The organism is Paenibacillus sp. USHLN196, assembly GCF_037144955.1.
Taxonomy (GTDB): domain Bacteria; phylum Bacillota; class Bacilli; order Paenibacillales; family Paenibacillaceae; genus Paenibacillus; species Paenibacillus xylanexedens_C.
Window position 1 is genome coordinate 42,178 of sequence record NZ_JBBCYH010000017.1, and the last position, 21,886, is coordinate 64,063.

At 48.1% G+C, this 21,886-nt stretch carries 21 protein-coding genes and 1 tRNA gene; 18 read left to right on the forward strand and 4 right to left on the reverse strand.

Annotated features, from left to right (window positions below; translation table 11 throughout):
- Nucleotides 1-52: 52 nt before the first annotated feature.
- Nucleotides 53-2,230, forward strand: a complete 2,178-nt coding sequence (locus tag WFI24_RS29125; protein ID WP_336765413.1) for a glycoside hydrolase family 88/105 protein — start codon at nucleotides 53-55, stop codon at nucleotides 2,228-2,230.
- A 186-nt stretch (nucleotides 2,231-2,416) separates the two neighbouring features.
- Here WFI24_RS29125 and WFI24_RS29130 read toward each other — a convergent pair whose 3' ends face one another.
- Nucleotides 2,417-3,292 carry a DUF72 domain-containing protein gene (locus tag WFI24_RS29130; protein ID WP_336765414.1) on the reverse strand — a complete coding sequence of 292 codons (876 nt, stop codon included), beginning with the start codon at nucleotides 3,290-3,292 and terminating at the stop codon, nucleotides 2,417-2,419.
- Between the two features lie 226 nt (nucleotides 3,293-3,518).
- On the opposite strand from WFI24_RS29130, the gene WFI24_RS29135 reads away from it, so the two are divergent.
- The 5 genes from WFI24_RS29135 to WFI24_RS29155 all read left to right on the forward strand — a co-directional run bounded on the left by WFI24_RS29135 (nucleotide 3,519) and on the right by WFI24_RS29155 (nucleotide 7,623).
- Nucleotides 3,519-4,262 carry a class I SAM-dependent methyltransferase gene (locus WFI24_RS29135; RefSeq protein WP_336765415.1) on the forward strand — a complete coding sequence of 248 codons (744 nt, stop codon included), beginning with the start codon at nucleotides 3,519-3,521 and terminating at the stop codon, nucleotides 4,260-4,262.
- Nucleotides 4,263-4,287: 25 nt separating this feature from the next.
- Nucleotides 4,288-5,271 (forward strand): MBL fold metallo-hydrolase, encoded by a 984-nt coding sequence (locus WFI24_RS29140; RefSeq protein WP_336765416.1) that lies wholly within the window; start codon nucleotides 4,288-4,290, stop codon nucleotides 5,269-5,271.
- A 229-nt stretch (nucleotides 5,272-5,500) separates the two neighbouring features.
- A complete protein-coding gene (locus tag WFI24_RS29145; protein WP_336765417.1) occupies nucleotides 5,501-5,893 on the forward strand; it encodes a hypothetical protein in 393 nt (130 codons plus the stop codon).
- The gene (locus WFI24_RS29150; RefSeq protein ID WP_336765418.1) at nucleotides 5,890-6,933 is read left to right on the forward strand and encodes an FAD:protein FMN transferase; all 1,044 of its coding nucleotides are present in this window, start codon (nucleotides 5,890-5,892) and stop codon (nucleotides 6,931-6,933) included. Before WFI24_RS29145 ends, WFI24_RS29150 begins: the two co-directional genes overlap by 4 nt.
- Nucleotides 6,934-6,969: 36 nt before the next feature.
- Nucleotides 6,970-7,623 (forward strand): ferric reductase-like transmembrane domain-containing protein, encoded by a 654-nt coding sequence (locus WFI24_RS29155; protein WP_336765419.1) that lies wholly within the window; start codon nucleotides 6,970-6,972, stop codon nucleotides 7,621-7,623.
- Between the two features lie 163 nt (nucleotides 7,624-7,786).
- Here WFI24_RS29155 and WFI24_RS29160 read toward each other — a convergent pair whose 3' ends face one another.
- Nucleotides 7,787-8,353, reverse strand: coding sequence for a phosphatidylglycerophosphatase A family protein (locus WFI24_RS29160; protein WP_336765420.1), 567 nt, complete (start codon nucleotides 8,351-8,353; stop codon nucleotides 7,787-7,789).
- A gap of 274 nt (nucleotides 8,354-8,627) precedes the next feature.
- Here WFI24_RS29160 and WFI24_RS29165 point away from each other — a divergent pair, with 274 nt between their 5' ends.
- From WFI24_RS29165 to WFI24_RS29200, 8 genes are all read left to right on the forward strand, one after another.
- Complete coding sequence (locus WFI24_RS29165; protein WP_336765421.1) at nucleotides 8,628-9,683, forward strand: GerMN domain-containing protein; 1,056 nt, start codon at nucleotides 8,628-8,630, stop codon at nucleotides 9,681-9,683.
- 301 nt (nucleotides 9,684-9,984) lie between these two features.
- The gene (gene rph / locus WFI24_RS29170; protein ID WP_017692572.1) at nucleotides 9,985-10,740 is read left to right on the forward strand and encodes a ribonuclease PH; all 756 of its coding nucleotides are present in this window, start codon (nucleotides 9,985-9,987) and stop codon (nucleotides 10,738-10,740) included.
- A 1-nt stretch (nucleotide 10,741) separates the two neighbouring features.
- On the forward strand, nucleotides 10,742-11,365 hold the full coding sequence (locus tag WFI24_RS29175; protein WP_336765422.1) for an XTP/dITP diphosphatase: 624 nt from the start codon (nucleotides 10,742-10,744) through the stop codon (nucleotides 11,363-11,365).
- Nucleotides 11,366-11,716: 351 nt separating this feature from the next.
- Nucleotides 11,717-12,559, forward strand: a complete 843-nt coding sequence (locus tag WFI24_RS29180; RefSeq protein WP_336765423.1) for an STM4015 family protein — start codon at nucleotides 11,717-11,719, stop codon at nucleotides 12,557-12,559.
- 5 nt (nucleotides 12,560-12,564) lie between these two features.
- Entirely contained in the window at nucleotides 12,565-13,782 is a 1,218-nt protein-coding gene (locus tag WFI24_RS29185; protein ID WP_336765424.1) for an STM4014 family protein, read from the forward strand.
- Nucleotides 13,775-14,560 carry an STM4013/SEN3800 family hydrolase gene (locus WFI24_RS29190; protein WP_336765425.1) on the forward strand — a complete coding sequence of 262 codons (786 nt, stop codon included), beginning with the start codon at nucleotides 13,775-13,777 and terminating at the stop codon, nucleotides 14,558-14,560. The genes WFI24_RS29185 and WFI24_RS29190 overlap by 8 nt, the downstream gene beginning before the upstream one ends.
- Nucleotides 14,561-14,576: 16 nt before the next feature.
- Nucleotides 14,577-15,965, forward strand: a complete 1,389-nt coding sequence (locus WFI24_RS29195; protein WP_336765426.1) for an STM4012 family radical SAM protein — start codon at nucleotides 14,577-14,579, stop codon at nucleotides 15,963-15,965.
- Entirely contained in the window at nucleotides 15,962-16,825 is an 864-nt protein-coding gene (locus WFI24_RS29200) for an STM4011 family radical SAM protein (protein ID WP_336765427.1), read from the forward strand. Before WFI24_RS29195 ends, WFI24_RS29200 begins: the two co-directional genes overlap by 4 nt.
- Nucleotides 16,826-16,916: 91 nt before the next feature.
- Here WFI24_RS29200 and asnB read toward each other — a convergent pair whose 3' ends face one another.
- Nucleotides 16,917-18,761, reverse strand: coding sequence for an asparagine synthase (glutamine-hydrolyzing) (asnB, locus tag WFI24_RS29205; protein ID WP_336765428.1), 1,845 nt, complete (start codon nucleotides 18,759-18,761; stop codon nucleotides 16,917-16,919).
- Between the two features lie 193 nt (nucleotides 18,762-18,954).
- Here asnB and WFI24_RS29210 point away from each other — a divergent pair, with 193 nt between their 5' ends.
- Nucleotides 18,955-19,254, forward strand: a complete 300-nt coding sequence (locus WFI24_RS29210) for a hypothetical protein (protein WP_145325243.1) — start codon at nucleotides 18,955-18,957, stop codon at nucleotides 19,252-19,254.
- Between the two features lie 30 nt (nucleotides 19,255-19,284).
- Complete coding sequence (locus WFI24_RS29215) at nucleotides 19,285-19,641, forward strand: hypothetical protein (RefSeq protein ID WP_336765429.1); 357 nt, start codon at nucleotides 19,285-19,287, stop codon at nucleotides 19,639-19,641.
- Nucleotides 19,642-19,807: 166 nt separating this feature from the next.
- On the opposite strand, the gene WFI24_RS29220 is transcribed toward WFI24_RS29215, so the two are convergent.
- Nucleotides 19,808-20,101: a DUF4870 domain-containing protein gene (locus WFI24_RS29220; RefSeq protein ID WP_336765430.1), complete on the reverse strand. Its 294-nt coding sequence runs from the start codon at nucleotides 20,099-20,101 to the stop codon at nucleotides 19,808-19,810.
- Between the two features lie 280 nt (nucleotides 20,102-20,381).
- Here WFI24_RS29220 and WFI24_RS29225 point away from each other — a divergent pair.
- Nucleotides 20,382-20,455, forward strand: a tRNA-Arg gene (locus WFI24_RS29225).
- Between the two features lie 415 nt (nucleotides 20,456-20,870).
- Nucleotides 20,871-21,644 carry a methyltransferase domain-containing protein gene (locus WFI24_RS29230; RefSeq protein WP_336765431.1) on the forward strand — a complete coding sequence of 258 codons (774 nt, stop codon included), beginning with the start codon at nucleotides 20,871-20,873 and terminating at the stop codon, nucleotides 21,642-21,644.
- The last annotated feature ends 242 nt before the right edge of the window (nucleotides 21,645-21,886 follow it).

Consider the following 21,886-nt stretch of genomic DNA (forward strand, 5'->3'; position numbering starts at 1 on the left):
GGAGCTGACGATCATTCGTTATTTTCATGAGAACGAGGCGATTGCAGGCAAGGTGTACGATTCAATTCCGGATATATTGACTACGGTGGCTCAGCGTTATATTGGTGATCATCCGAAACATTCCTTTTTGTTCAGAGCTTATCATCAGGGAGGTTTTCGCAGGCTAGGGGACTATCGCTATGACCTGAATCTGAATGAGAAATGCGTAGAGGCGCATGCAGGGCAGTACGTGTATGTATGGGGCAAGTTATGGGGCGAGCAGAATGCAACGTTAAATACAGGCCTGAACTGTTATAGTCCGGTGACGATCTATGTGAACGGCGAAGAGGTATTCAAGTCCGAGTTGTTGCAGGAATTATTTCCTGAGCGAAGAACCCAGATTCCGATTTCCGTTAACTATGGCTGGAATGATGTGTTGCTGTGTTTTGTCAAAACAGAAGTGGGATTCGGCGGTATTTACGGAACAGCCTCTTTCAAAAATTTCCCGCTGCATTTCCTCACTCCTGGGGCAGATCGTCAAGGACAGGAGGGCTGGTTATATTCGGAACCCGTCGATGAACCTGTATTATCTCTTCCTCGTGACGGCATGACGGAAGAAGAAACGGGCCTTTCCTGGTATCCGCGCAGGGGTTGGACAGACGAGGAGCGGAGCATGGGTTCTTTTGCCCGAATCTTTGGTCCAGAACAGCCCGCTGTGGCCTACGCATGGTCCAAACTGGATGTAACCTTGCCCGGATCAACGCCAGTTATTTTAAAAGGCCGTCATGATGGTGCTTTGACCTTGTATGTGGATGGCACGGAAATATACTCTGCTGGAAGTAGCGGTAACTTTCACGTTGAACTCCCGCGACGTTACGGTTCCTCGGATTTGGTCGCAAAAGGTGAAATTCAAGCACTTGGTGGCTCCTGGGGATTCACTTTGGAAGATGCCGAGCGTTCGGGTTCCACAGGCTGGAGATTAAAACCTCCTCATCCGGTGGCGGGATGCTCTGACCCCTGGCTGTATACAGGTGTGTTTGCTCCCGGTGCTGAACCATCCCACGCCGACATCGTGCGAACAGATACCGTATTTGATGATGGCGCACAAGGTGTGTATTGGCGAGTAGATCTTCCCGATACGCATGTTCGTCCCTATCTGGAGAACACACATTACGGAAAGTGGAATTATCCGCTAGGCGTCACCCTGCTTGGACTTTTCCAAACGGGACAGGAATTGGGACGTGATGATTACATTCAGTATGTGCGGCAACATATTGAACTGAGCACTTCATTTGACCGCTATGGTCTGTGGGATCGGGAAGGGTACGGTGCGGCAGGAATCAATAATCAGCTGTCTGCGATAGACAGTCTGGATGATTGCGGTTCGTTTGGATCTACACTGCTTGCTGCGATGGAGTTTGGCGATATTCGTGGGGGAAGAGATACTGCGGATCGGATTGCAGGTTACATTACGGATGAGCAGGAACGTCTGGAGGATGGTGCCTTTTACCGGGTTCGGGGCAGTGGAGAGATGCGTCAGGAGACGATGTGGTGTGATGACTTATACATGAGTACACCTTTTCTGATGCGTTATGGTCAGTTGACAGGTGATGCGACGTATTGGGATGATGCGGTCAATCAGTTCCTGATGTTCCGTAAATACCTCTACCTTCCCGAACAACAGATCATGTCCCATGTGTATGATTTTGTGCGTGGTCGGGCGACAGGTATTCCATGGGGACGGGGTAACGGCTGGGTGCTATTCTCCTTAACCGAACTGTTGTCCATTCTGCCGCACGATCATGGGAAACGGCCGGAACTGTTATGTTTCTATCGTGATTTAAGTCAAGGTTATCTGGCGCTGCAAGGGGAAAATGGACTATGGCATCAGGTGTTAAACCGCTCGGATTCGTATGAAGAGACCTCCTGTACATCGATGTTCATCTACGCCTATGCCCGTGGAATTCGGGAAGGGTGGCTAGAACAACCGGAGCCTTATCTGGAGGCCGTACGCAAAGGATGGGAAGGCATGACTCGCTTGTCGATTGACTATAAAGGTAATATATACGGGGTATGTCGGGGTTCGGGGTACTCGTTTACCGCCTTGTATTATCGCGATGATCTGGGATGGAATCTGAACGATACCCATGGAATCGGCATTGTGCTCTTGGCTGGCATTGAAGCGCATAAGATGAATCAGCAGCTCTCCAAGGTGTCTATCGATTCTTCGGTAACGGCTGCGCAGCGCTAGTGCTTGACATAACTGAACGGATATTTGCGGATAGCCTTCAATAGGTAGATACGAGCTGAAAAAAGCGGCAAAGCCCCAAGGCTTGCCGCTTTTAGTTGATTCCAGTTTCGAATCCGATCTGCAAGATAGCAATAACATACACGTACCTTCACCCTATAATGTGAATAACTCCGTCGTTAATACCGATCAAAATAATTCCAGCTGCTCTGGTCCTTCTTCCTGCTCAGGCTCAGAACGGTCAGGAAAAGGCTTCACCGGCAGGTCCAGCAGGTCCATCATCATCTGGGCATTCGCTGCTGCATCGCCACCGGAGTTGTTATTAAAAATAACATAGACATCCTTGCTCTGCTCCTGCAACTGCTCCAGATACCCTTTCCACTCCAACAGCTCTTCCTTGTTGTAACGGTACAGGTAACGGGTCTCGCGCCAATTAGGCGCACCATTCTGATGCCAGCCGGACACATTGCGTCCGTGCATACGCACCAGCGTCATCTCGGAATCCGTCGCCTGTGGCACGATGGGGATAGAACCTAGACCTGCCTGAGGTTCGTCACAGACGCTGTGAATCCAGCCTTGCTCTTTCAGGAACGAAAGCGTCCGCTCGCGCATGTCACCTTCATACCAGCTACGATGACGGAATTCGAGGGCACACGGAATACCTTCCATTCTCAGTTTCACTTCACGAAGCTCTTTCACGTTGTCTTTATTGCACTCAAACCAAGGTGGATATTGAAACAAGGCTGCCTGCATCTTGCCAGCTTCAATGACAGGCTCCAGTGATTCCCGAAAAGCCTTATACATCTCCGACGTGCTGGTGAAATATGGTTTGCCTCGCAGATGTCCGGTCATTCCCTGATAGGCTTTGATGATAAAAGCAAAGGATTCGGGCGTCTCTGCAGCCCACCGTGCCATTCGATCCCGCGGTTGAACGGCGTAGAAGGAACTATCCACCTCCACAGTGGAGAAGTATTGACCGTATAGACTGAGCTTGTCTTTGGCTTTGGTACGGTTTGGATAGAGATCTTCCTGATCCCCCCATCCGGTAAGTCCGATGCGAATCATAAGAACACCTCCTGTTGCTTATACTTAACCGATTCGCAGGGGTATGCGTATGTTAAACATTATATCGTGTGCATTTTGGCTCTTCAATGCGGATGATATGTGGGATTTTTTGAGTTTGCAGAATAAAGACGTTACAATAACTTAAAAGCTTATGGGAAATGATCAGGCCTTTACAACAGCCGTATGACCGACAGAGGGCCAGTGACCAAGTGGAGGGCGAGAATGGATGACGGAATGGTATGAAAAGAGTTTTGGAGAAGATTATCTGCTCGTATACAAGCACCGGGATGTACAGGGTGCCTATCAGGAAGTACATAAAATGATCAAGTGGTTGAAGCTTGAGCCCAATGCTGAAGTATTGGATCTATGCTGCGGTATGGGACGGCACTCATTGGCACTTGCGGACGCAGGATTGCGAGTGACCGGAGTCGATCTTTCCGATGTGCTTTTGCGTGAAGCTCGCCTAATGGATGACGAACACCGAGTAACGTGGTGCCATGCAGACATGCGTGAACTCCCCCTGAAAGGCGGCTTCGACGCCGTAGTCAATCTGTTCACATCGTTTGGTTATTTCCTTGAGGACGGAGAACAACTGAAAGTATTACGTGCCATTCATCGCATGCTTCGGCCGGGTGGCAGCTACATTATTGATTTTATGAATACAGCTTATGTGACTCGTCATCTGGTTCCGCACTCTGTTCGAGAGGATGAAGGGCAGCGGATTGAGGAGTTTCGCAAGATTGAGGAAGGATTTGTGCAAAAGGAAATTCGCATTACGGATACCGCATCCGGACATGAACCGCGGGTATATCAGGAACGTGTGAAGCTGTATACAAAGGATCAACTGAGTGAGCTGTTAAGTGAAGCTGGACTTCAGGTAGATCAGGTTCATGGCGGCTATGATGAAGAGAAGTATGACGAGCAGGCTTCTCCGCGTATGATTTTTGTGGGTCATCGTCCTGTGGAGTGAACAGACGTCTGGAAGGGGAAAACGTATGAAGCGAACAGAAGAGATGTCCATGACAGAGGGCATACATCGGGTCAAGATTACCATGTCTTTTCCTTTGCGCTGGGTGAACAGTTATGTGTTGTCTGAACCGGATGGAACGATCACTATCATAGATCCGGGACCGCGTAATTCGGAGACGGAACAGGAGTGGCATGAAGCGCTGGCAGATCTCGGCCTGACCTTTAGCGATATTCATCAAATTGTGCTGACCCACCATCACCCCGACCACCTTGGGTTGTCTGGATGGATGCAACAGATGACGGGTGCACCCGTTCGAATGTCCACACGTTCTCGCCAAGAGGCCGATTATATGTGGGGACCTGATTCACGCATCAATACAATCTTACCTGATTATTATGGTCGTCACGGTATGCCGGAAGACAAGACCGAGCAGATACATGAACATATGAAGGCATTTACTTCGCAGATCACACCACTTCCGAATGTGACTCCCATTGAAGACGGTGAGTGGCTCGATATGGGCGGGAAACGTTGGGTTGCTGTGGAGACGGGTGGACATGCCCCAGGCCATTTATCCTTTTATGCGCCGGAGTCGATGGAGATTCTGTGCGGAGATGCCGTATTGCCACAGATTTCACCGAATATCAGTCTGCAACCGGGCAGTGACCCTCAGCCTTTATTTTCGTATATGGAAGGATTGCATCGTCTCGGGGCTCTGAATGTCAAGCAGGCGTACCCGGGACATCGAAATCCATTTGCCCAGTTCAGCGAACGCACAGCTGATTTGCTTGCCCATCACGAGGAGCGCCTTCAGAAGATGTCCGAGCGAATTCAGGAGTCACCGGCGAATGCGTATGACATTTGTGTATATATGTTTGGCAATCGGCTCGGTACCCATCAACTGCGGTTTGCCATGAGTGAGACGTTGGCCCATTTGCAGGAGTTAATTCGACGGGAAGTGGCGAAGCAAGAGCAGCAACCGGATGGCACGTTCTATTTTAAAATCTAAACGGAATGATGATATCGATATGAAATGATAATGCGATCTTATATAGAGGCTCGGAACAGTAAATGCAACTGTTCTGGGTCTTTTTTAGTTTGACACGACTCCAACGATAAAGCTTTAGCCTCTCTTAACGGTTCATTCATCTATTTTTAAGCCAGCGCGCCTATGATACGTCTATGAACTTCGCTAGGACGTGTCTTGAGACACACCCTAAAGAAAGCAGGGAAGAGCGATGACCAGAAGAAAACGGAATCAATGGAGAAAATGGCAAGCTTCAGCGGCAGCAACGTTGACTGTGGCTGCACTCTTTCAATATGTAAGAACTTCGGATGCCTTTGATGTGGCCTATGCAGCAGCGAATGGCACAGATACAAGCGTTACTGCTTCATGCCAAGTTGATACACGTGATGATGTGATGGATGAATGGATCAGCAGTACAACGGACAACAACAATAATGATCGTCAAGATAATGGAACATCCGATAGCACACAAGCCGCTGGATCGAATCAGAGCATGAGTAACAAGGGAAGTTATACAGATGCTCAGCGTTTCGGGCAAAATAACCAGGATACAGACTCCGGATACAGCAGTGGCAACTATCAGTCACGCACGGGTGCATCATGAGCCGCACGGAGCAGGTTGCTCGTCCGCTCAAATTTCAATTCCGTGCAATGAACACGGATGTTGAAGTGCAATTGTCCGCTGGGCGGGAAGAAGCTGAACATGCAGCAACCTTGGTGAAGAATTGGTTTCAGACGCAGGAGCAACGATTCAGCCGATTTGTGGCAGAGAGTGAATTGAATCGTCTGAATGGTTCGACCGGATGGATGCCCATCTCTGCTGCGATGGATGAGGTTTTGAGTCTGGCGTACGGTTATATTGGACTGACCGAAGGGATTTTTCAACCGGGAATCTCGCAGGCCCTTCAGGCTTCGGGATACGATCTGTCCTTCGAAAAGGTGCAACAACGACAACCGCAACGTCCATTACTTGAACGCATATTGCGAACGAAAACACCTGAATCATCAGCGATGATGGAAGATCGATATGACCACAGCCGTCCGAGTTGGATTCAGCGGGAAGGTAGCCGGATGGTTCATCTGGACCCTGGAGCTGAGCTGGACCTGGGAGGCATTGTTAAGGGATGGGCAGTGGAGCGCATCGCAGACTGGTTGCAGCGAACATTGCATATTCCGGCGGGTTTGATTAACGCGGGTGGAGATATCCAAGTATGGGGCACATCAGACCATCCTCAGTGGACCTTGCAAGTAGCAGATCCTTTGCAGGATCAGGAGAATGTGTCAGGTGCGGTTCGCTTACAGCGAGGAGCTGTTGCAACTTCAGGTATTTCCCGCAGACAATGGCAGAATACGGATGGAAGCCTTGCACATCACCTTATTGACCCACGAACGATGGAGCCGGCAGATACGGATGTATTACAGTGTACCGTTATGGGACAGCATGCTTCGCAATGCGAGATCATTGCCAAGACGGTCTGCATTTTGGGGAGTGCCGAAGCGGTGGGCTGGTTAAACCGACATTACGATCGGCATGACGTCCTGTGGATGACACGGGATGGGATTATTTATTTTAGAGGGAATACGGATACGCTCGCTGAGCACTGGCTCGGTTTTGATCCGGATCATCGCTTCAGTCTGATCTAAACAAGGACAAGTCTAACAGATGTGGGGGAGCCGGTTATGTCACAATGGATTGTAGATTACCTGCCGACGTGGAATATCATTCGAATTAGTGGGATTGCTGCTTATATGCTGCTCTTTGCCGGTGTGTTTCTGGGCATTGCTCAAGGGATGCCTATCGCTAAAGGCAAACCGAAAGCAGCCATGTTCAAATGGCATACCCGAACGACTTGGCTCGCCTTCGGACTTGGACTTGTGCATGCGTTGACTTTATATATTGATCACTACAGCCCGTTTACCTGGGGAGAACTTCTAATTCCTTTTACCGCCTCCATGCATCCGATCGGCAGTGGTCTGGGAACGTTAGCCTTCTATGGATTAGTGATCGTCCTGTTATCCAGTGACCTGAGGAACAAGCTGGGCCGCAAATGGTGGTTCATGTTCCACATGCTGTCCTACCCGGTGTTCATTGGTCTGCTGGTTCATGGCATGGTGACGGGAACAGATTCTGGCAATATCATCATGCGGATGATGTATGTATTCACTGGACTCAGCATCTTCGGCATCACTGTGCTGCGTGGCATGATGCGAGAGCGCAAAGGCCCGGAAATCACGATTGGACCAAAATGGACACCATCTGAGCCAGCTGCCGAAAAGAAGTGGGTTGAAGGTTATGGTTTGGCGGGAACGGTACGACCTAAACATCTGAAATAATAACATGTGGATTATCCAATGTGTATCGTTACACATACAAAAAAAAGCGGCCATCAGGCCGCTTCTTTCATGAAAAGTTATTTCATCGAACAGTCATTTCACCAAGCATCCACGCACATGTCCAATGTCCCGCAATGACTACAGATATGAAACGAGTTACGCGTTATACAGCATCATCGCTGACAGGTTTTTCTCCCAGTGCTTCTTCAAGCTCGGATTGTTTGCGATGGGCGATACGACTACTCGCTGCCGATGCAATCGCACCGACAATATCATCTAGGAACGTGTGGACAGGCCCCAGACTCTTGTCGTTCAGTCGTTCAAGCACCCCTGGCTTCAGCTTGTCCACATAACCATAATTCGTAAATCCAATGCTGCCATATACATTGACGATGGAGAAAGCCAAAATCTCATCCACACCATATAGTCCTTCATCGTTCTCAATCATCTCCTGCAAAGGAGATATGAGTTGACCCTGTTCTGCCAGAATATCGAGCTGAATACCGGTCAGGACAGCGTTCTGTACCTCGCGTTTACGGAGAACCTTCTCCACATTTTCAATACATTCTTCCATCGTAAGATCAGGGTAGTACTTTTTCTGCAATAACATAACCAGCTCTGCGATCTCAGGGATCGTGACGCCCCGTTTATGCAGCCATTCTCGTGTTGCCTCCGCGACCTTGCCGCTATTCAGGCTGTAAGGGATTTTTTCTTGCTCAGGATGTTCCATGGGCGATTCCTCCTCTGAAGTTAGCAATGTCCCTACTCTTGCTTCCTAATACGTATTAACCTGTTTTACGTTTCTTTAAGATAATAGAATTTATACGTTTTCAACGAAGTTGAACAATTGGATTATCGCAAGAAAAATTTCAGCTGAACACGGTCTGTCTTCTGTGAAAGTGCATCGATAGATGTTTTTCTTATGATCTTTTAGTTATTTTTTGGACAAAGGCTCGTATACATGGTAGTACAAACTGTAAAAATGAATGAGGGGGAACGTGATCATGAGAAAGATCCATTCTTTGCGTACGGTATCGGCAGCAGCGCTGCTGAGTATTCCTATGGTATTGTCAGGCTGCGGCATGTTTGGAGCACAGTCTTCCGAAGCTGTTGATCCACCACCGCCTATCCAGGAAGCAGCCATGATTCAGGCAGCCGAAGGGAATGGTGCACTCGCAACGCTCCCATTAACGACGGTATATCTGCAAGACCAGCAGGGGCTGCTCGCTCCGGTTTCCCTGACACTTCCTTCTGGAACAGATGCCAGCAGTCCGAAGACAGCACTGGATACACTTGTTACAGGTGGGGCTTATGCAGGCATGTTGCCTGAAGGATTTCAGGGCGTTCTCCCACAGGGAACGGTTGTTCAGAATGTAACGATTCATGCGGATGACAAGCTGGCGGTCGTGGAGTTCTCGGGTAATTTTGCCAAGTATGATGCGAAGGAAGAACGGAAAATGCTAGAAGCTGTCACGTGGACATTAACGGGAACACCTGATGTGGAGAATGTGCAGATCTGGGTGGATGGCAAAAAGTTAACGCAAATGCCGGTGAACAGCACGCCGTTGCCTGAACCACTGAATCGGGCTGTGGGAATCAATCTGGATCTGGGTGATGCGTTTGTGACCAACAGCAGTCCGGTAACGGTCTATTTCTCCGCTGCTTCGCCAGCAGGCATCCAATATTATGTTCCGGTTACACGTCTGGTCACACCTGGTGAGGATCGGGTGCAGGCGGCATTGAACGAGCTGATCAAGGGACCTGACAAAGGCGGGGAATTGGAAGAGGTCATGACAGGCGGAACAGAGTTGCAATCGGTCAAAACGGCTGAGGATGGCACGGTAACGGTTGCGCTGAAAGACGATATGTTTGCCGAAGGGGATATCGTGCCAAGTGAGCTATTACAGTCCGTCGTATTAACTACAGCAGAGAATACAGCCAGCAAGGATGCCAAAGTACAGATCGAATGGAACGGCCAAAAAACGGTCATGGGTGACGACAACAGGGATTACAGTGCGCCGGTTTCCAAGCCTGAATATATCAACGAAATTCCGATTTAATGAGCAAGGAATGCTTAAGGATGCTTTTAACCGAACTCTTTGGTAAAATATAAGGGATTAGTAAAAATACGTGTTCAAAAAGATCGGTTTTCAGTACCGAGAAGATGGGATGAAGCTAGAAATGGAGTAGCGGAGCGTAGGCAAACTACGTGAGCAACGGACATTTCGGCTGAATTCCATATTCGATGCTGATGATGCCTTAAGGCATTTTTCGTAATCAAAAGCGAGCTTTTTGAACAATCTCTAAAAGTGTGAATAAGTTCAACATTACAGGATGCTTAAGTCGTAGGAGGCAGAAAAAATGAGATCAAACGGACGAACCAGCGAACAGCTGCGCCCGCTGAATTTAACAGTAAACACGAATAAATACGCCGAGGGCTCTGTACTGATTGAAGTTGGAGATACAAAGGTGATCTGTACAGCTACAGTAGAAGAACGTGTTCCTCCCTTTATGAAAGGGCAGGGTAAAGGCTGGGTAACAGCTGAATATTCCATGTTGCCACGTGCAACACATACCCGGAACCAACGTGAAGCCAATCGCGGCAAATTAACTGGACGCACCATGGAAATCCAGCGTCTGATTGGTCGGGCACTGCGCTCGGTAGTTAATCTGCAGGCTCTTGGTGAGCGTACCATTACCCTGGACTGTGATGTCATTCAAGCCGACGGAGGTACACGCACAACGTCCATTACCGGTGCGTTTGTAGCGTTGGCGCTTGCTGTGAACAAGATCTCCCAACAGCACAAACTGCAAGTGTTCCCGATTACGGATTTCATTGCAGCGGTAAGTGTGGGTGTTGTGGGTGAACAGCCTGTACTGGATCTGAACTATGATGAAGATTCCAAAGCCAAGGTAGATATGAACCTGGTGATGACAGGCGGCGGTAAATACGTCGAGCTTCAGGGAACAGGCGAGGAAGCACCATTTGATCGCCGTGAGCTGAACGCAATGTTGGAACTGGGCGAGCAGGGAATTCTGGAAATGATCGAGCGTCAAAAAGAAGTGCTTGGACCGATTGCGCTCAAGATCGGCGCACGTGGATTAGGGGAAGCCTAAGATGAGTTTGGACAGCCCAATTCTCATTGTCGCCACCCGCAATGCGGGTAAAGTCCGTGAATTCGCTCATGCTTTCGCACCGCTTGGCAAAGAGGTTAAGAGCATGTTTGATTATCCGGAGCTGCCGGATGTGGTAGAAGATGGCGTAACTTTTGCGGAGAATGCCTGGAAGAAAGCCAAGGCGGTTGGTGATGCGCTTGGATTGCCTGTTCTGGCAGACGATTCAGGACTTTGCGTAGACCTGTTGGATGGTGAGCCAGGGGTATATTCAGCGAGATATGCAGGCGAAGGAGCAACGGATGCACAGAATAATGCGAAGTTGCTGGAGACACTGGAATCGTTGAAATCTGGTGAGGACACCGAGCAGCCGCTATTGAGTCCCGCTCGTTTTGTCTGTGCGCTGGTCCTGTACGATCCGACAACAGGTGATAAGTATGAAGCAGAAGGCACTGCGGAAGGCTGGATCACGGCTGAAGCTGCAGGTGCTGGCGGATTTGGATATGACCCACTCTTCTATGTACCTGAATACGAGATGACGATGGCAGAGTTGACACTGGAGCAAAAGCAGGCGATTAGTCACCGTGGTCATGCGCTGAGAGCGCTCGTATCGAGACTTGAAGGCTGAGACTAAACGAAACATCTTGATTTAACTTCATGATATGTGAACATCAAAGCGTTAATGGAAGGACAGAAGCATTCCGATGGGGATGGTTCACCCGCCATTAACGCTTTTTGTATGAAATGAAGTGTTTGATTGGGTTTGGCGAAGGTCCATCCATATACCTAATTGAATATAGCTATTTCTGCGACTATATATCAGAACGTATGTTCCTGTACCTACATGAGAAATGGTTTACATTGCACGATTGGGAATCTATTTGGGACTGGAGTTGGAAGAAGTTGCAAGCCTTGTGTGGTATGGGGTAACATTCAAATTAACGAATCATATATGAACCTTAAACGGAGGGAATTGCTCATGCAAGAAGTGAAGCTGGTTGTATCCTACGATGATTATGAGGACGGCATTCGTATGGAAAAATTAATTAAGGAACTGGCGGCTAAACCGGAGGCCAGCTCACTGGAAAGTCTGGTCATCGGAGATTGGGGACAGGCTTATGAAAATTCGCCTGATGAGTTCATGGGTACGCTCGTCGAGTCGGCTCCAAGCTTTCCGTCATTGAAGAAACTGTTCATTGGAGATATGGGATTCGAAGAGTGTGAAGTATCGTGGATTATCCAGACGAATCTCACACCGCTGCTGGGTGCCTTTCCAGAATTAAAATCATTCTCTGTAATGGGCAGTAGTGGCCTCAGTCTGGAACCACTCCAGCATGCCAAGCTTGAAGAATTGATTATTATTTGTGGTGGGCTGCCGAAAGACGTGTTATCTTCAATCACCCGTGCCAAGTTGCCTGAATTGCGTAAACTGGAATTATATCTGGGCGTCGATAATTATGGTTTCGATGGTTCACTTGAAGATGTGCTTCCCCTTCTGGAACAAGGATTATTTCCAAAGCTCGTTTACTTGGGGCTGAAAGATAGTGAAATTCAGGATGAGATTGCGAAAGCAGCAGCTGAGGCGCCTATTCTGGACCAACTTGAAGTACTCGATTTGTCACAGGGCACGTTGTCTGATGAAGGGGCTGAAGCCCTGTTTGCCAGTGACAAGATCAAGAAACTGAAACACCTCGATCTAAGTTACCACTACATGACCAATGAAATGATCAGTCGCTGGAAAAGCTCTGGTATATCCGTAGATGTTAGTGACCAGCAACAGAGCGATGAGGATGACTGGCGCTACCCGTCGTTAACGGAATAGTTGATGTGCATAATCCAACGGAAGATCAGCCCTTATTGTTGATTGGAAACCCAACTAATCGCCGAACCCAAGAGTTGCAAGAGGCTCGAAATAGATTAGGTTTGAAACCTGCGGTTGTACTGCCATATGCTCAATTGCTCCAGAACTGGAGACACGGCGGAACGATCGCTGATACAGTTGATTCGAGTCTGCCTGTACCCCTGATTCGGATTGATGCTCCTGGTGAGGATTGGGAAGTAGAGCGTGAATTGCTATTCCTTGGAGCTATGAACGATACGCCACCTATATTGGATGGAATGGGTGCAGAAGCATACTCCACAGAACAGGTACTTGCATTGGAACAGGAGTGGGGAAGAATCTACGCTCCTGCCCAGTGGTTCCGTGGCTGGAAAGCATGTCTGGATCGAATGGGCCGTGAGGCTCGTGAAGTATGGCCTGAAGTCCGATTCATGAATGATCCTGGTGACATCCAACTGATGTTTGACAAGAGAGCATGTCAGCAGCATCTATCTTCTCATGGGGTTCAGGTACCTCCTACGCTCCAGTCTTCACAGCCGATCCGAAGTTACACCGACTTGCGTACAGCTATGCAATATGTCGGTATGAATCGTGTATTTGTAAAGCTCGCAAGTGGCTCCGGAGCCTCAGGCGTTGTGGCGTACCAAGTTAATCCGCGTACGGGTGACGAAATCGCTGTAACGACGATGGGAATGGAACAGGCACAAGGCAAGACGATTTTCTTCAATGAGGGACGTTTACGCAAGTATACCCGCAGTAAGGAGATTGCTACGCTGATGAACTGGTTATGTGCAGAAGGTGCACAGATTGAACGGTGGATGCCCAAAGCCACGCTTGATCAACGGGCGTACGATATTCGTCAACTGGTTGCGGGTGGACAGGCAGGTCATGCGATTATGCGGCTGAGCCGTACGCCGATTACCAATCTTCATCTGTGCAATGAGCGTATGCTGCCTGCTGAAGCAGGTCTGGATGAACAGCGGATTTCGCTAGTTCGGGCAGAAGCGCAAGCGGCCATGTCTGCATTTCCCAACTCGTGGTCAGCGGGGATTGATGTGATGCTTACTAGTGGCGCGAACCCGCTTGCTTATGTGCTGGACGTGAATCCATTCGGAGATTTACTGTACAGAGTCCAACATCATGGACTTGGAACCTACGAATGGGAGATGGAACTTTTACGAAAGGAGCCTATTCAACATGACTGATATGAACACCATTGTGGGCTCCCATGATCTGTTAATGATTACCTTGGATACTTTACGATATGACGTAGCCAAGCTGGAAGAGGAAAATTGTCCTAATCTGTGTGGTTCGGGTCCATGGGAGAAGCGTCATACCCCGGGCAGTTTTACATATGCAGCGCATCATGCTTTTTTTGGTGGTTTTATGCCCACTCCTGCCAATACGGATAAGGCATCTCACATAAGGCTGTTTCATTCCCGGAATACCGGACTCAAGACACATCCACACACCTGGCTCTTTGATACACCGGATATCGTCTCTGGATTCGCGGCTGAAGGTTACCGTACCATCTGCATTGGCGGCGTTATCTTTTTTACGAAAAAGAATCCGCTTGCGAAAGTATTACCCGGCTATTTCCAACAGAGCTACTGGCGAATGAACTTTGGGGTAACCAATCCCAAATCGACAGAGCATCAGGTACAGCATGCATTAAAGCTGCTTGAACAGACGCCTCCGGATGAAAAGATATTTTTGTTTTTGAACGTGTCTGCCATTCATGGCCCCAATCGGTATTTTGTAGAAGGAGCCAAGGAGGACTCGGTGGAGACTCAGCGTGCTGCACTTCGATATGTGGACGAGGCTCTGGGTCCATTGTTTGAGGCGATGAGGAAACGCGCCCGCCCTGCATTTTGTCTGGCTTTTTCAGATCATGGTACGGCTTACGGTGAAGATGGATATCAAGGACACCGGCTTGCACATGATGTGGTCTGGACCGTACCTTATCGAGAATTTTTATTATAGAGACAGGAGGAGACCGATGGACAAACAATTACAACATACGACAGCAGGCCATTCCACACCGTCTGGATCCAACATAACTACAGGTCTCAGTGAAGTGCTGGCATTCCCGTATCGTTCTTATTTATATTCATACCCGCACAAGACCGCATATCGGGAGCTTGACCCACCGCTGCCGTTGCAGTCACTGTGGGAAAAAGAGAATACCGATACGTATTTTTTATATATGCACATTCCTTTTTGCGCTGCTCGTTGCGGATTCTGTAATCTGTTTACACTGCCGGATCGACGGGATGATACCCATGAACGCTATGTGGATGCGCTGGAACGCCAAGCGAAGCAGTGGGCACCCATTACTTCTCGCAGACCGTATTCGAGATTCGCGATTGGTGGGGGAACGCCTACATTATTGAATGAAGTTCAATTGAATCGTCTGTTTGATATTGCTGAGCATGTGATGGGGCTGAATCCCGTGCAAGCATCAATATCAGTGGAAACGTCGCCAGATACGGTTACGGAAGCCAAGCTCGCCATTATGAAGGAACGAAGTGTGGATCGTGTCAGTATGGGGATTCAGAGTTTTATTGAAGCTGAGGCATCCGCCATCTATCGTCCACAAAAACCGCAGGAGGTCGAACGAGCGCTTGAGAAGCTTACTCGGTATGATTTCCCATTATTGAATCTGGATCTGATCTATGGTCTGCCAGGGCAAACGGTTGAATCGTGGATCTATTCACTGGAAAGAGTGCTGGCCTACGAACCGGGCGAGATCTTTATCTATCCCTTGTATACACGGGAAAATACGATCGTGAAGCCTGATGATATTCGCCGTCAGGGACCGGATATTCGGATGGAGCTGTACAAAGCTGCACGTGAGACATTAAAAAGCAAAGGTTATGTGCAATATTCGATGCGCAGATTTGCCAGGGAACAGTCATCCTCGAAAGCACTTCTGCCATACAGCTGTCAGGAGGAAGGCATGGTTGGTCTGGGATGCGGGGCACGCTCTTATACCAGTGAAGTACACTATGCTTCCAAGTATGGCGTGAGTTACAAGGCCACGCAAAGCATCATCGCCGATTATGTGGCTACTGAGCGTTACGATGTGGCGGATTATGGTATTGTGTTAAGCCGTGAGGAACAGAGACGGCGCTTCATTCTGAAAGCGTTGCTGCATCGGGAGGGATTGACGTTGTCTGACTACCATGAGCGTTTCGGTACCGATGTGATGTCCGACTATGACTGGTTAGCAGAACTGTTGACGGTGGGTATGGCCGAGCTGGAGAATGATGAGGGCAAGCAGGTACTGCGTCTGACTGAAGAGGGACTGGGTTACTCCGATGCGATTGGGGATTGGCTTATATCTGCCGAAATTCGTGAACAGATGGAAGGGTTTGTTTTTTCATGAGAGCAACTTTGTATTATCGGGGGAAGTTGTCTTCCTGTAATTACGACTGTCCATATTGCCCGTTTAGCAAAACGGTGGACTCCAAAGAGACGTTGGAAGTGGATGAACAACAATTGGGTCAATTTGTGAATTGGGTCAGGGAGCAAGAGAGTGCCGGGCATCAATTTTCGATTTTCTTCAATCCCTATGGTGAAGCTTTGGTACGGCGCTGGTATCGTGAAGCCATGGTTGAGCTGTCACATATGCCACATGTGGATAAAGTTGCAATCCAAACCAACCTGTCCGTCAAACTGGATTGGGCGAGGGAGTTAGATGCGAATAAAGCAGCCTTTTGGGCGACGTATCATCCTCGCGAGACAAAAGAGGCTTCTTTTGTAAAACAATGTTTGACCTTGCGTCAGATGGGGCTTGCTTTTAGTGTCGGTACAGTGGGACTCCGCAGTGCATTCCCCGCCATCGAATCCATGAGACAGGCTTTACCGGATGATGTGTACATGTGGGTTAATGCATTTAAAGATCGGCCGAAGTATTATACCCCGGAAGAGATTCAGTTTTTACGTGGGCTTGATCCGCTTTTTGAAGGCAATCTGCAGGACTATGAGAGTTTGGGCAAGCGATGTGCTGCCGGTTCGGAAGTGTTTTATGTACAAGGGTCAGGGCATGTGAAGAGGTGCTACAAGGATCGCCGGATCATTGGGCATTTGTATCGTGATGGTTTGCAGGCTTTGTCTGCGGATCGGCCATGTCGCATGAAAAAGTGTGGCTGTTACATTGGTTATATCCATATGGAGGATTCTCCGTTCAGGGATACGTTTGGCAGTGGGCTGCTTGAGCGAAATCCGGTATTAATCAACCGATAAAGATTGATCGATGTAGGAATAATATGACGTTTGGTGAACAACAGTTACGCTGTTCACCAAACGTCTTTTTTATGAATGATAAATGGTCATTCTAACGAATGGCAACTTTATATGTCCGCAACCAGGTATTGATCTGAGTCAGATAAGCAAATAACTGGGGACCCGACATTAACTGTCCGAACCAGGGAAGATTGGAAGCTGCATCTGGTGAAGACGCAAGATTGCGGATCTGAGCTTTGTCGATCAAAGGCAAAATAGGGGATGTGGGATCATCCAGGATATCAAGTACCTGTTGTTTGACCGCAGCCAGGTATTGTGGATTATGTGTTTTCGGGTATGGACTCTTTTTGCGGTATAACACATCGTCAGGCAGGACACCTTCGAGTGCTTTACGCAGAATGCCTTTTTCCCGTCCGCCCGTTATTTTCATTTCCCAAGGGATGTTAAACACATATTGGATCAGACGGTGATCACAGTAAGGTACACGTACTTCCAATCCTGCCCCCATACTCATCCGGTCTTTGCGATCGAGAAGAGTAGGCATGAAACGTGTGATATTCAGGTAAGACATCACCCGCATTTGTGCAGCTTTGCCCGTTTCCCCATCCAAAAGAGGTACTTCAGCCACGGCATCAGAATAGCGGTCTGCGAGATAGTCGAGTGGCCGAATCCATTCCCGAATGTCCGGGGATAACAAGGCTGCTCGCATATCAGGCGCTACAGACCAAGGAAACGTACCGGAGTTCAGCATATCTTCCCGATGGAACCAAGGGTAGCCGCCAAATACTTCGTCCGCCGCTTCGCCTGAAATGGCAACCGTGGCTCCTTTTTTGATTTCCTTACAGAACAGATAGAGCGAGGAGTCCACATCCGCCATGCCGGGCAGATCTCGCACAAGCATAGCCTGTGTCAGTGCATGAACCAGTTCTCCGTTCTCGATCTCAATCCAGTGATGATCGGTCTTGAGTTCATCTACCATTCGCTTAATCCACGGTCCATCTGCTCCCGGCTGGAAGGAATGGGCCTGGAAATGCTTGGCGTTATCTACATAATCGACAGAATACGTACTGACTTGGCCTTGCCCCGTCCGGTTGTAATAATCCACGGCTAATGCAGACAAGGCACTGGAATCCAGTCCTCCTGATAAAAGCGAGCAGACAGGAACGTCTGATGCCAACTGGCGCTCCAGTGTATCTTGCAAGAGGGTTCGCACTTCGGCGGCCGTCTCTTCCAGGTTATGTTCGTGATTGTGGCTTTCCAGTTTCCAGTAGGCATAGGTACGAATTCCGTTTCGGTTGTAGATTAGCGCGTGTGCAGGCTTGAGTTCGCTCAGTGAAGAATACACCCCGTGTCCAGGTGTCCGGGCAGGTCCTATAATGAAGACTTCGGCTAATCCTTCCGGGCCAACAGCTGCTTCCACATCCGGGTGAATGAGCAGTGCTTTGGGCTCTGAGCCGAATACGAGGGTGTCTTTTGCATTACTGTAGAACAGAGGTTTCACGCCAAGGCGATCCCGTGCGATAAAAACCTGTTCACGTCCCCCATCCCAAATGGCAAAAGCAAAAATACCGTTAAACCGGTCAACGCATGCCGGTCCCCACTCGATATAAGAGGCGAGCAACACTTCCGTATCACATTGCGTACGGAACTGATGCCCCCGCTGGAGCAATTCCTTTTTCAACTCGGGTGCATTGTATAGTTCTCCGTTATACACGACGGTATAGGAGGTATCTCCTTGTAACGCATGCATGGGCTGTGCCCCGTTCTCGGGGTCCATCACACTAAGACGCCGATGTCCAAAGGCACAAGGATTGGAGATCCATGTACCTGAAGCGTCGGGCCCCCGGTTCGACAAGCTGTCCGTCATCCGGACCAGCAGCTCTGATTCCTGGGTCAAATCCCGATTCCACTGTATGAAGCCGGTAATACCGCACATGGTTGTTCATCCTTTCTTGGTCGAGTCATTCATCCGTATGGCTGCTTGAATCAATGACAGCCAGCAAATGTTGTCTTTTTCGTCAGAAGTCGTAACAAATATATGCCGAAAGCAGGCATAAAATGTCTGTCCTCTTCGGAAACTAGTTCTAGGGACAACGGCCTCAACATGCCTGTGAAGGAGAGAACATGCAATGGACAGTATGAAGTATTATGTATCTGTCATGGGCCGCTCCGTTATTCCGGATCCGTCTGTAACATCGTATGAATGGATCATTCAGGCAACACCACAGGAAGCGGAGCAATTACTGGGACTGCTCAATCTCATGCAGGAAAAGGAGGAAGAGGCCTTTCCTGGCATGGTATTCCCATGGCCGGATACACCGGAGGAGTCCGTAAACCGGGCGTATGAAACGGTATTACAACAGGTGTATCGGGAGATTTATCGATTGGGCACACCAGAGACGCGATACCAGATTGAACAAAGTACATGATAAGCACAAAGGAAAAGGAGCGCGATACGAATGTATGCCATTCAAGATGCCAAAATACGCAGATTAACTGAGGTAGATGGGTTGTCCTGTGCAGAGGTTGAAGTGCAGCCTGGAAATGTCGGAGACCCGTCATTACTTGTATACGTGGCCTCCACTCAGCCTGGAAATTCGCTGGAAGTTGTTCGAATTGTACGTAATCACTCCGATTCGGCGATCGACTGGTATAACAATAATATGCATACCGCATTTGAAGAGGCGACAGAAACCGCCTTTGAGAACAGCGAAGGCATTACTGCCGAAGAAGATAAAGCTCGGTTTCAAAGTGAACTGTTTGCCTTTGGTTTGCTTGGTCCAACACTTCAGCGCTATCTGATTGGGCAGGCTTAACAGGGAAGGCACGTGCAACAACATGTGGTGATTGCGGGATAGGAGCTAGACGTTGAACTGTACAGCGTACACATTGACCTTCTATAATGCACCTGTAACTAGAAAACCCCGCCGTTGTTGAACGGCGGGGTTTGTTATGCGAGGTCAGATCCAGGTGGAGAGGTAATCAAGCATATTCACGAAGCACTTGAATTCCTTTGACCATGTTATATACAAAGCTTAATCCGTAAATCACAAAGAATAGGATGACAAACCCGACGGCGGAACCCAAGCTATGCGCTGTCACGAAGAAATAAAATAGCGGAATGGCAGCGAGAAACGGGAATACATGTGAGAATAAGGCGCGTTTGGCATGTCCTTCAATGTAAGCATCCTTGGCAACAATCCATATAATGATCGGAAACAGGAACGGGGCAAAGAAAATGCTAAAATAGGATAGGGCTGATAAAAGTTGTCTCATGACGATTCTCTCCTTCAATGGAACATTGAAATGTATGTATGCAAAAGATTACCCAGCAATCCTGACATTGAAAATGTCTGATGTTAATCCTGCTCAAGTAGTACCCATCTCCTCAATATAGCCCGGTTCAAGCTATCATATTCCGAAGGGTACTGGAGTATGAAAATAACACGGAAAAGTACATTTATAAGTGTAATTATTAATTTTTTTATAAAACTATTGAAAAATATAGAAAACAGAGTATAATAAGAACCGCGCCGAAAATTTATTATACATATTTGTCTCAGTAGCTCAGCTGGATAGAGCAACGCCCTTCTAAGGCGTCGGTCGGGGGTTCGAATCCCTCCTGGGACGTAAAAAAGAAAACTTCCTTCGGGAAGTTTTTTTGCGTTCAGGGGAAGAGAACCCCAACGGTTCGTCGGAGCATTCGCTTCGTTAGCACTACTTCGCAGTCTCGACTGGAAGGAGAGTATCCCTCCTGGGACGTAAAAAGAAAACTTCCTTCGGGAAGTTTTTTTGCGTTCAAGGGAAGAGAACCCCAACGGTTCGTCGGAGCATTCGCTTCGTTAGCGCTACTTCGCAGTCTCGACTGGAAGGAGAGTATCCCTCCTGGGACGTAAAAAGAAAACTTCCTTCGGGAAGTTTTTTTTGCGTTCAGGGGAAGTGTTCTATTGGTTTTACCTATAAACAATATAGAATCTATATATTTGAATAATAAACAATTCTGTGTCACAATGAGGATATCAATAACGAAAGCGACGGTGGTTCCATGAAATCATTAAATCAGTGGCAGGCAGAAGAATATGACAACAAGCTGGCTTTTGTGTCCGGATACGGCAAAAACCTGATCTCCTGGCTTCAACCCCAAAAAGGGGAATACATCCTTGATCTGGGTTGCGGGACGGGGGATTTGACGTATGAAATTTCTCTGACCGAAGCTGAGGTTATTGGAATGGATGCATCGCCGGATATGATTCGCCGTGCGAGGGAGAAATTCCCTGAACTTGAGTTCGTGGAAGGAGACGGTCATCAGTTTGAGACGAATAGACCATATGATGCCGTCTTCTCCAATGCAGCCCTGCACTGGATGCGAAGTCCACGACTAGTCGTGGATAGCATATGGAAATCTTTGAAGCCCGGAGGGCGTTTTGTAGCAGAATTCGGCGGTAAAGGGAACGTGCAGATCATTGTGAATGCTATAGAGGAGGTATTGGTACGCAACACGGGGATTCGTGCATCAGAACGCAATCCGTGGTATTTTCCTTCGATCGGAGAATACAGCAATATCTTGGAACAAAGTGGATTTGTGGTGCGACAGGCCTATCACTACGACCGTCCTACCAGACTTGAAGATGGTGAACAAGGTATAGTAGGCTGGTTGGCTCATTTTGGAGGCGACTATTTTGCAGGTTTTAGTCCTGATGAGATACAACAATTTTGTCAGGAAACCAGTCGGATTGTGATGCCTCACCTCTGGAAAGATGATGCGATATATGCCGATTACAGACGTTTGCGTATTGAAGCTGTAAAGCCAGAAAATTAAAATTTCATATTATTTAATCTCTGTTAAAGGAAATACGGGGATCTTTTATACAATAACCATCCTTCAAATTAAGACCAGGAGTCTCTTGCTAATAAAGAGGGTATGGTCTTTTTTTTGCATTATTTTAAAAATGAAATATTCAAACGACAAATAATTACAAATGGATCTTTTTATCATACTCAAGACCCATATAAGTAATTTCTATATCATATTTGTAATTATTTAGAAGGAAAATGTGGTAT

Excerpts from the sequence above, each read along its gene's own strand:
- WFI24_RS29175 (WP_336765422.1), top strand. The coding sequence starts at position 10,742 with ATGAGTTTGGACAGCCCAATTCTCATTGTCGCCACCCGCAATGCGGGT.
- WFI24_RS29130 (WP_336765414.1), bottom strand. The coding sequence starts at position 3,292 with ATGATTCGCATCGGACTTACCGGATGGGGGGATCAGGAAGATCTCTAT.
- WFI24_RS29150 (WP_336765418.1), top strand. The coding sequence starts at position 5,890 with ATGAGCCGCACGGAGCAGGTTGCTCGTCCGCTCAAATTTCAATTCCGT.
- WFI24_RS29180 (WP_336765423.1), top strand. The coding sequence starts at position 11,717 with ATGCAAGAAGTGAAGCTGGTTGTATCCTACGATGATTATGAGGACGGC.
- WFI24_RS29190 (WP_336765425.1), top strand. The coding sequence starts at position 13,775 with ATGACTGATATGAACACCATTGTGGGCTCCCATGATCTGTTAATGATT.
- WFI24_RS29220 (WP_336765430.1), bottom strand. The coding sequence starts at position 20,101 with ATGAGACAACTTTTATCAGCCCTATCCTATTTTAGCATTTTCTTTGCC.
- WFI24_RS29145 (WP_336765417.1), top strand. The coding sequence starts at position 5,501 with ATGACCAGAAGAAAACGGAATCAATGGAGAAAATGGCAAGCTTCAGCG.
- WFI24_RS29200 (WP_336765427.1), top strand. The coding sequence starts at position 15,962 with ATGAGAGCAACTTTGTATTATCGGGGGAAGTTGTCTTCCTGTAATTAC.
- WFI24_RS29135 (WP_336765415.1), top strand. The coding sequence starts at position 3,519 with ATGACGGAATGGTATGAAAAGAGTTTTGGAGAAGATTATCTGCTCGTA.
- WFI24_RS29230 (WP_336765431.1), top strand. The coding sequence starts at position 20,871 with ATGAAATCATTAAATCAGTGGCAGGCAGAAGAATATGACAACAAGCTG.
- WFI24_RS29140 (WP_336765416.1), top strand. The coding sequence starts at position 4,288 with ATGAAGCGAACAGAAGAGATGTCCATGACAGAGGGCATACATCGGGTC.
- WFI24_RS29210 (WP_145325243.1), top strand. The coding sequence starts at position 18,955 with ATGGACAGTATGAAGTATTATGTATCTGTCATGGGCCGCTCCGTTATT.
- WFI24_RS29165 (WP_336765421.1), top strand. The coding sequence starts at position 8,628 with ATGAGAAAGATCCATTCTTTGCGTACGGTATCGGCAGCAGCGCTGCTG.
- WFI24_RS29160 (WP_336765420.1), bottom strand. The coding sequence starts at position 8,353 with ATGGAACATCCTGAGCAAGAAAAAATCCCTTACAGCCTGAATAGCGGC.
- WFI24_RS29215 (WP_336765429.1), top strand. The coding sequence starts at position 19,285 with ATGTATGCCATTCAAGATGCCAAAATACGCAGATTAACTGAGGTAGAT.
- WFI24_RS29155 (WP_336765419.1), top strand. The coding sequence starts at position 6,970 with ATGTCACAATGGATTGTAGATTACCTGCCGACGTGGAATATCATTCGA.
- WFI24_RS29195 (WP_336765426.1), top strand. The coding sequence starts at position 14,577 with ATGGACAAACAATTACAACATACGACAGCAGGCCATTCCACACCGTCT.
- asnB (WP_336765428.1), bottom strand. The coding sequence starts at position 18,761 with ATGTGCGGTATTACCGGCTTCATACAGTGGAATCGGGATTTGACCCAG.
- rph (WP_017692572.1), top strand. The coding sequence starts at position 9,985 with ATGAGATCAAACGGACGAACCAGCGAACAGCTGCGCCCGCTGAATTTA.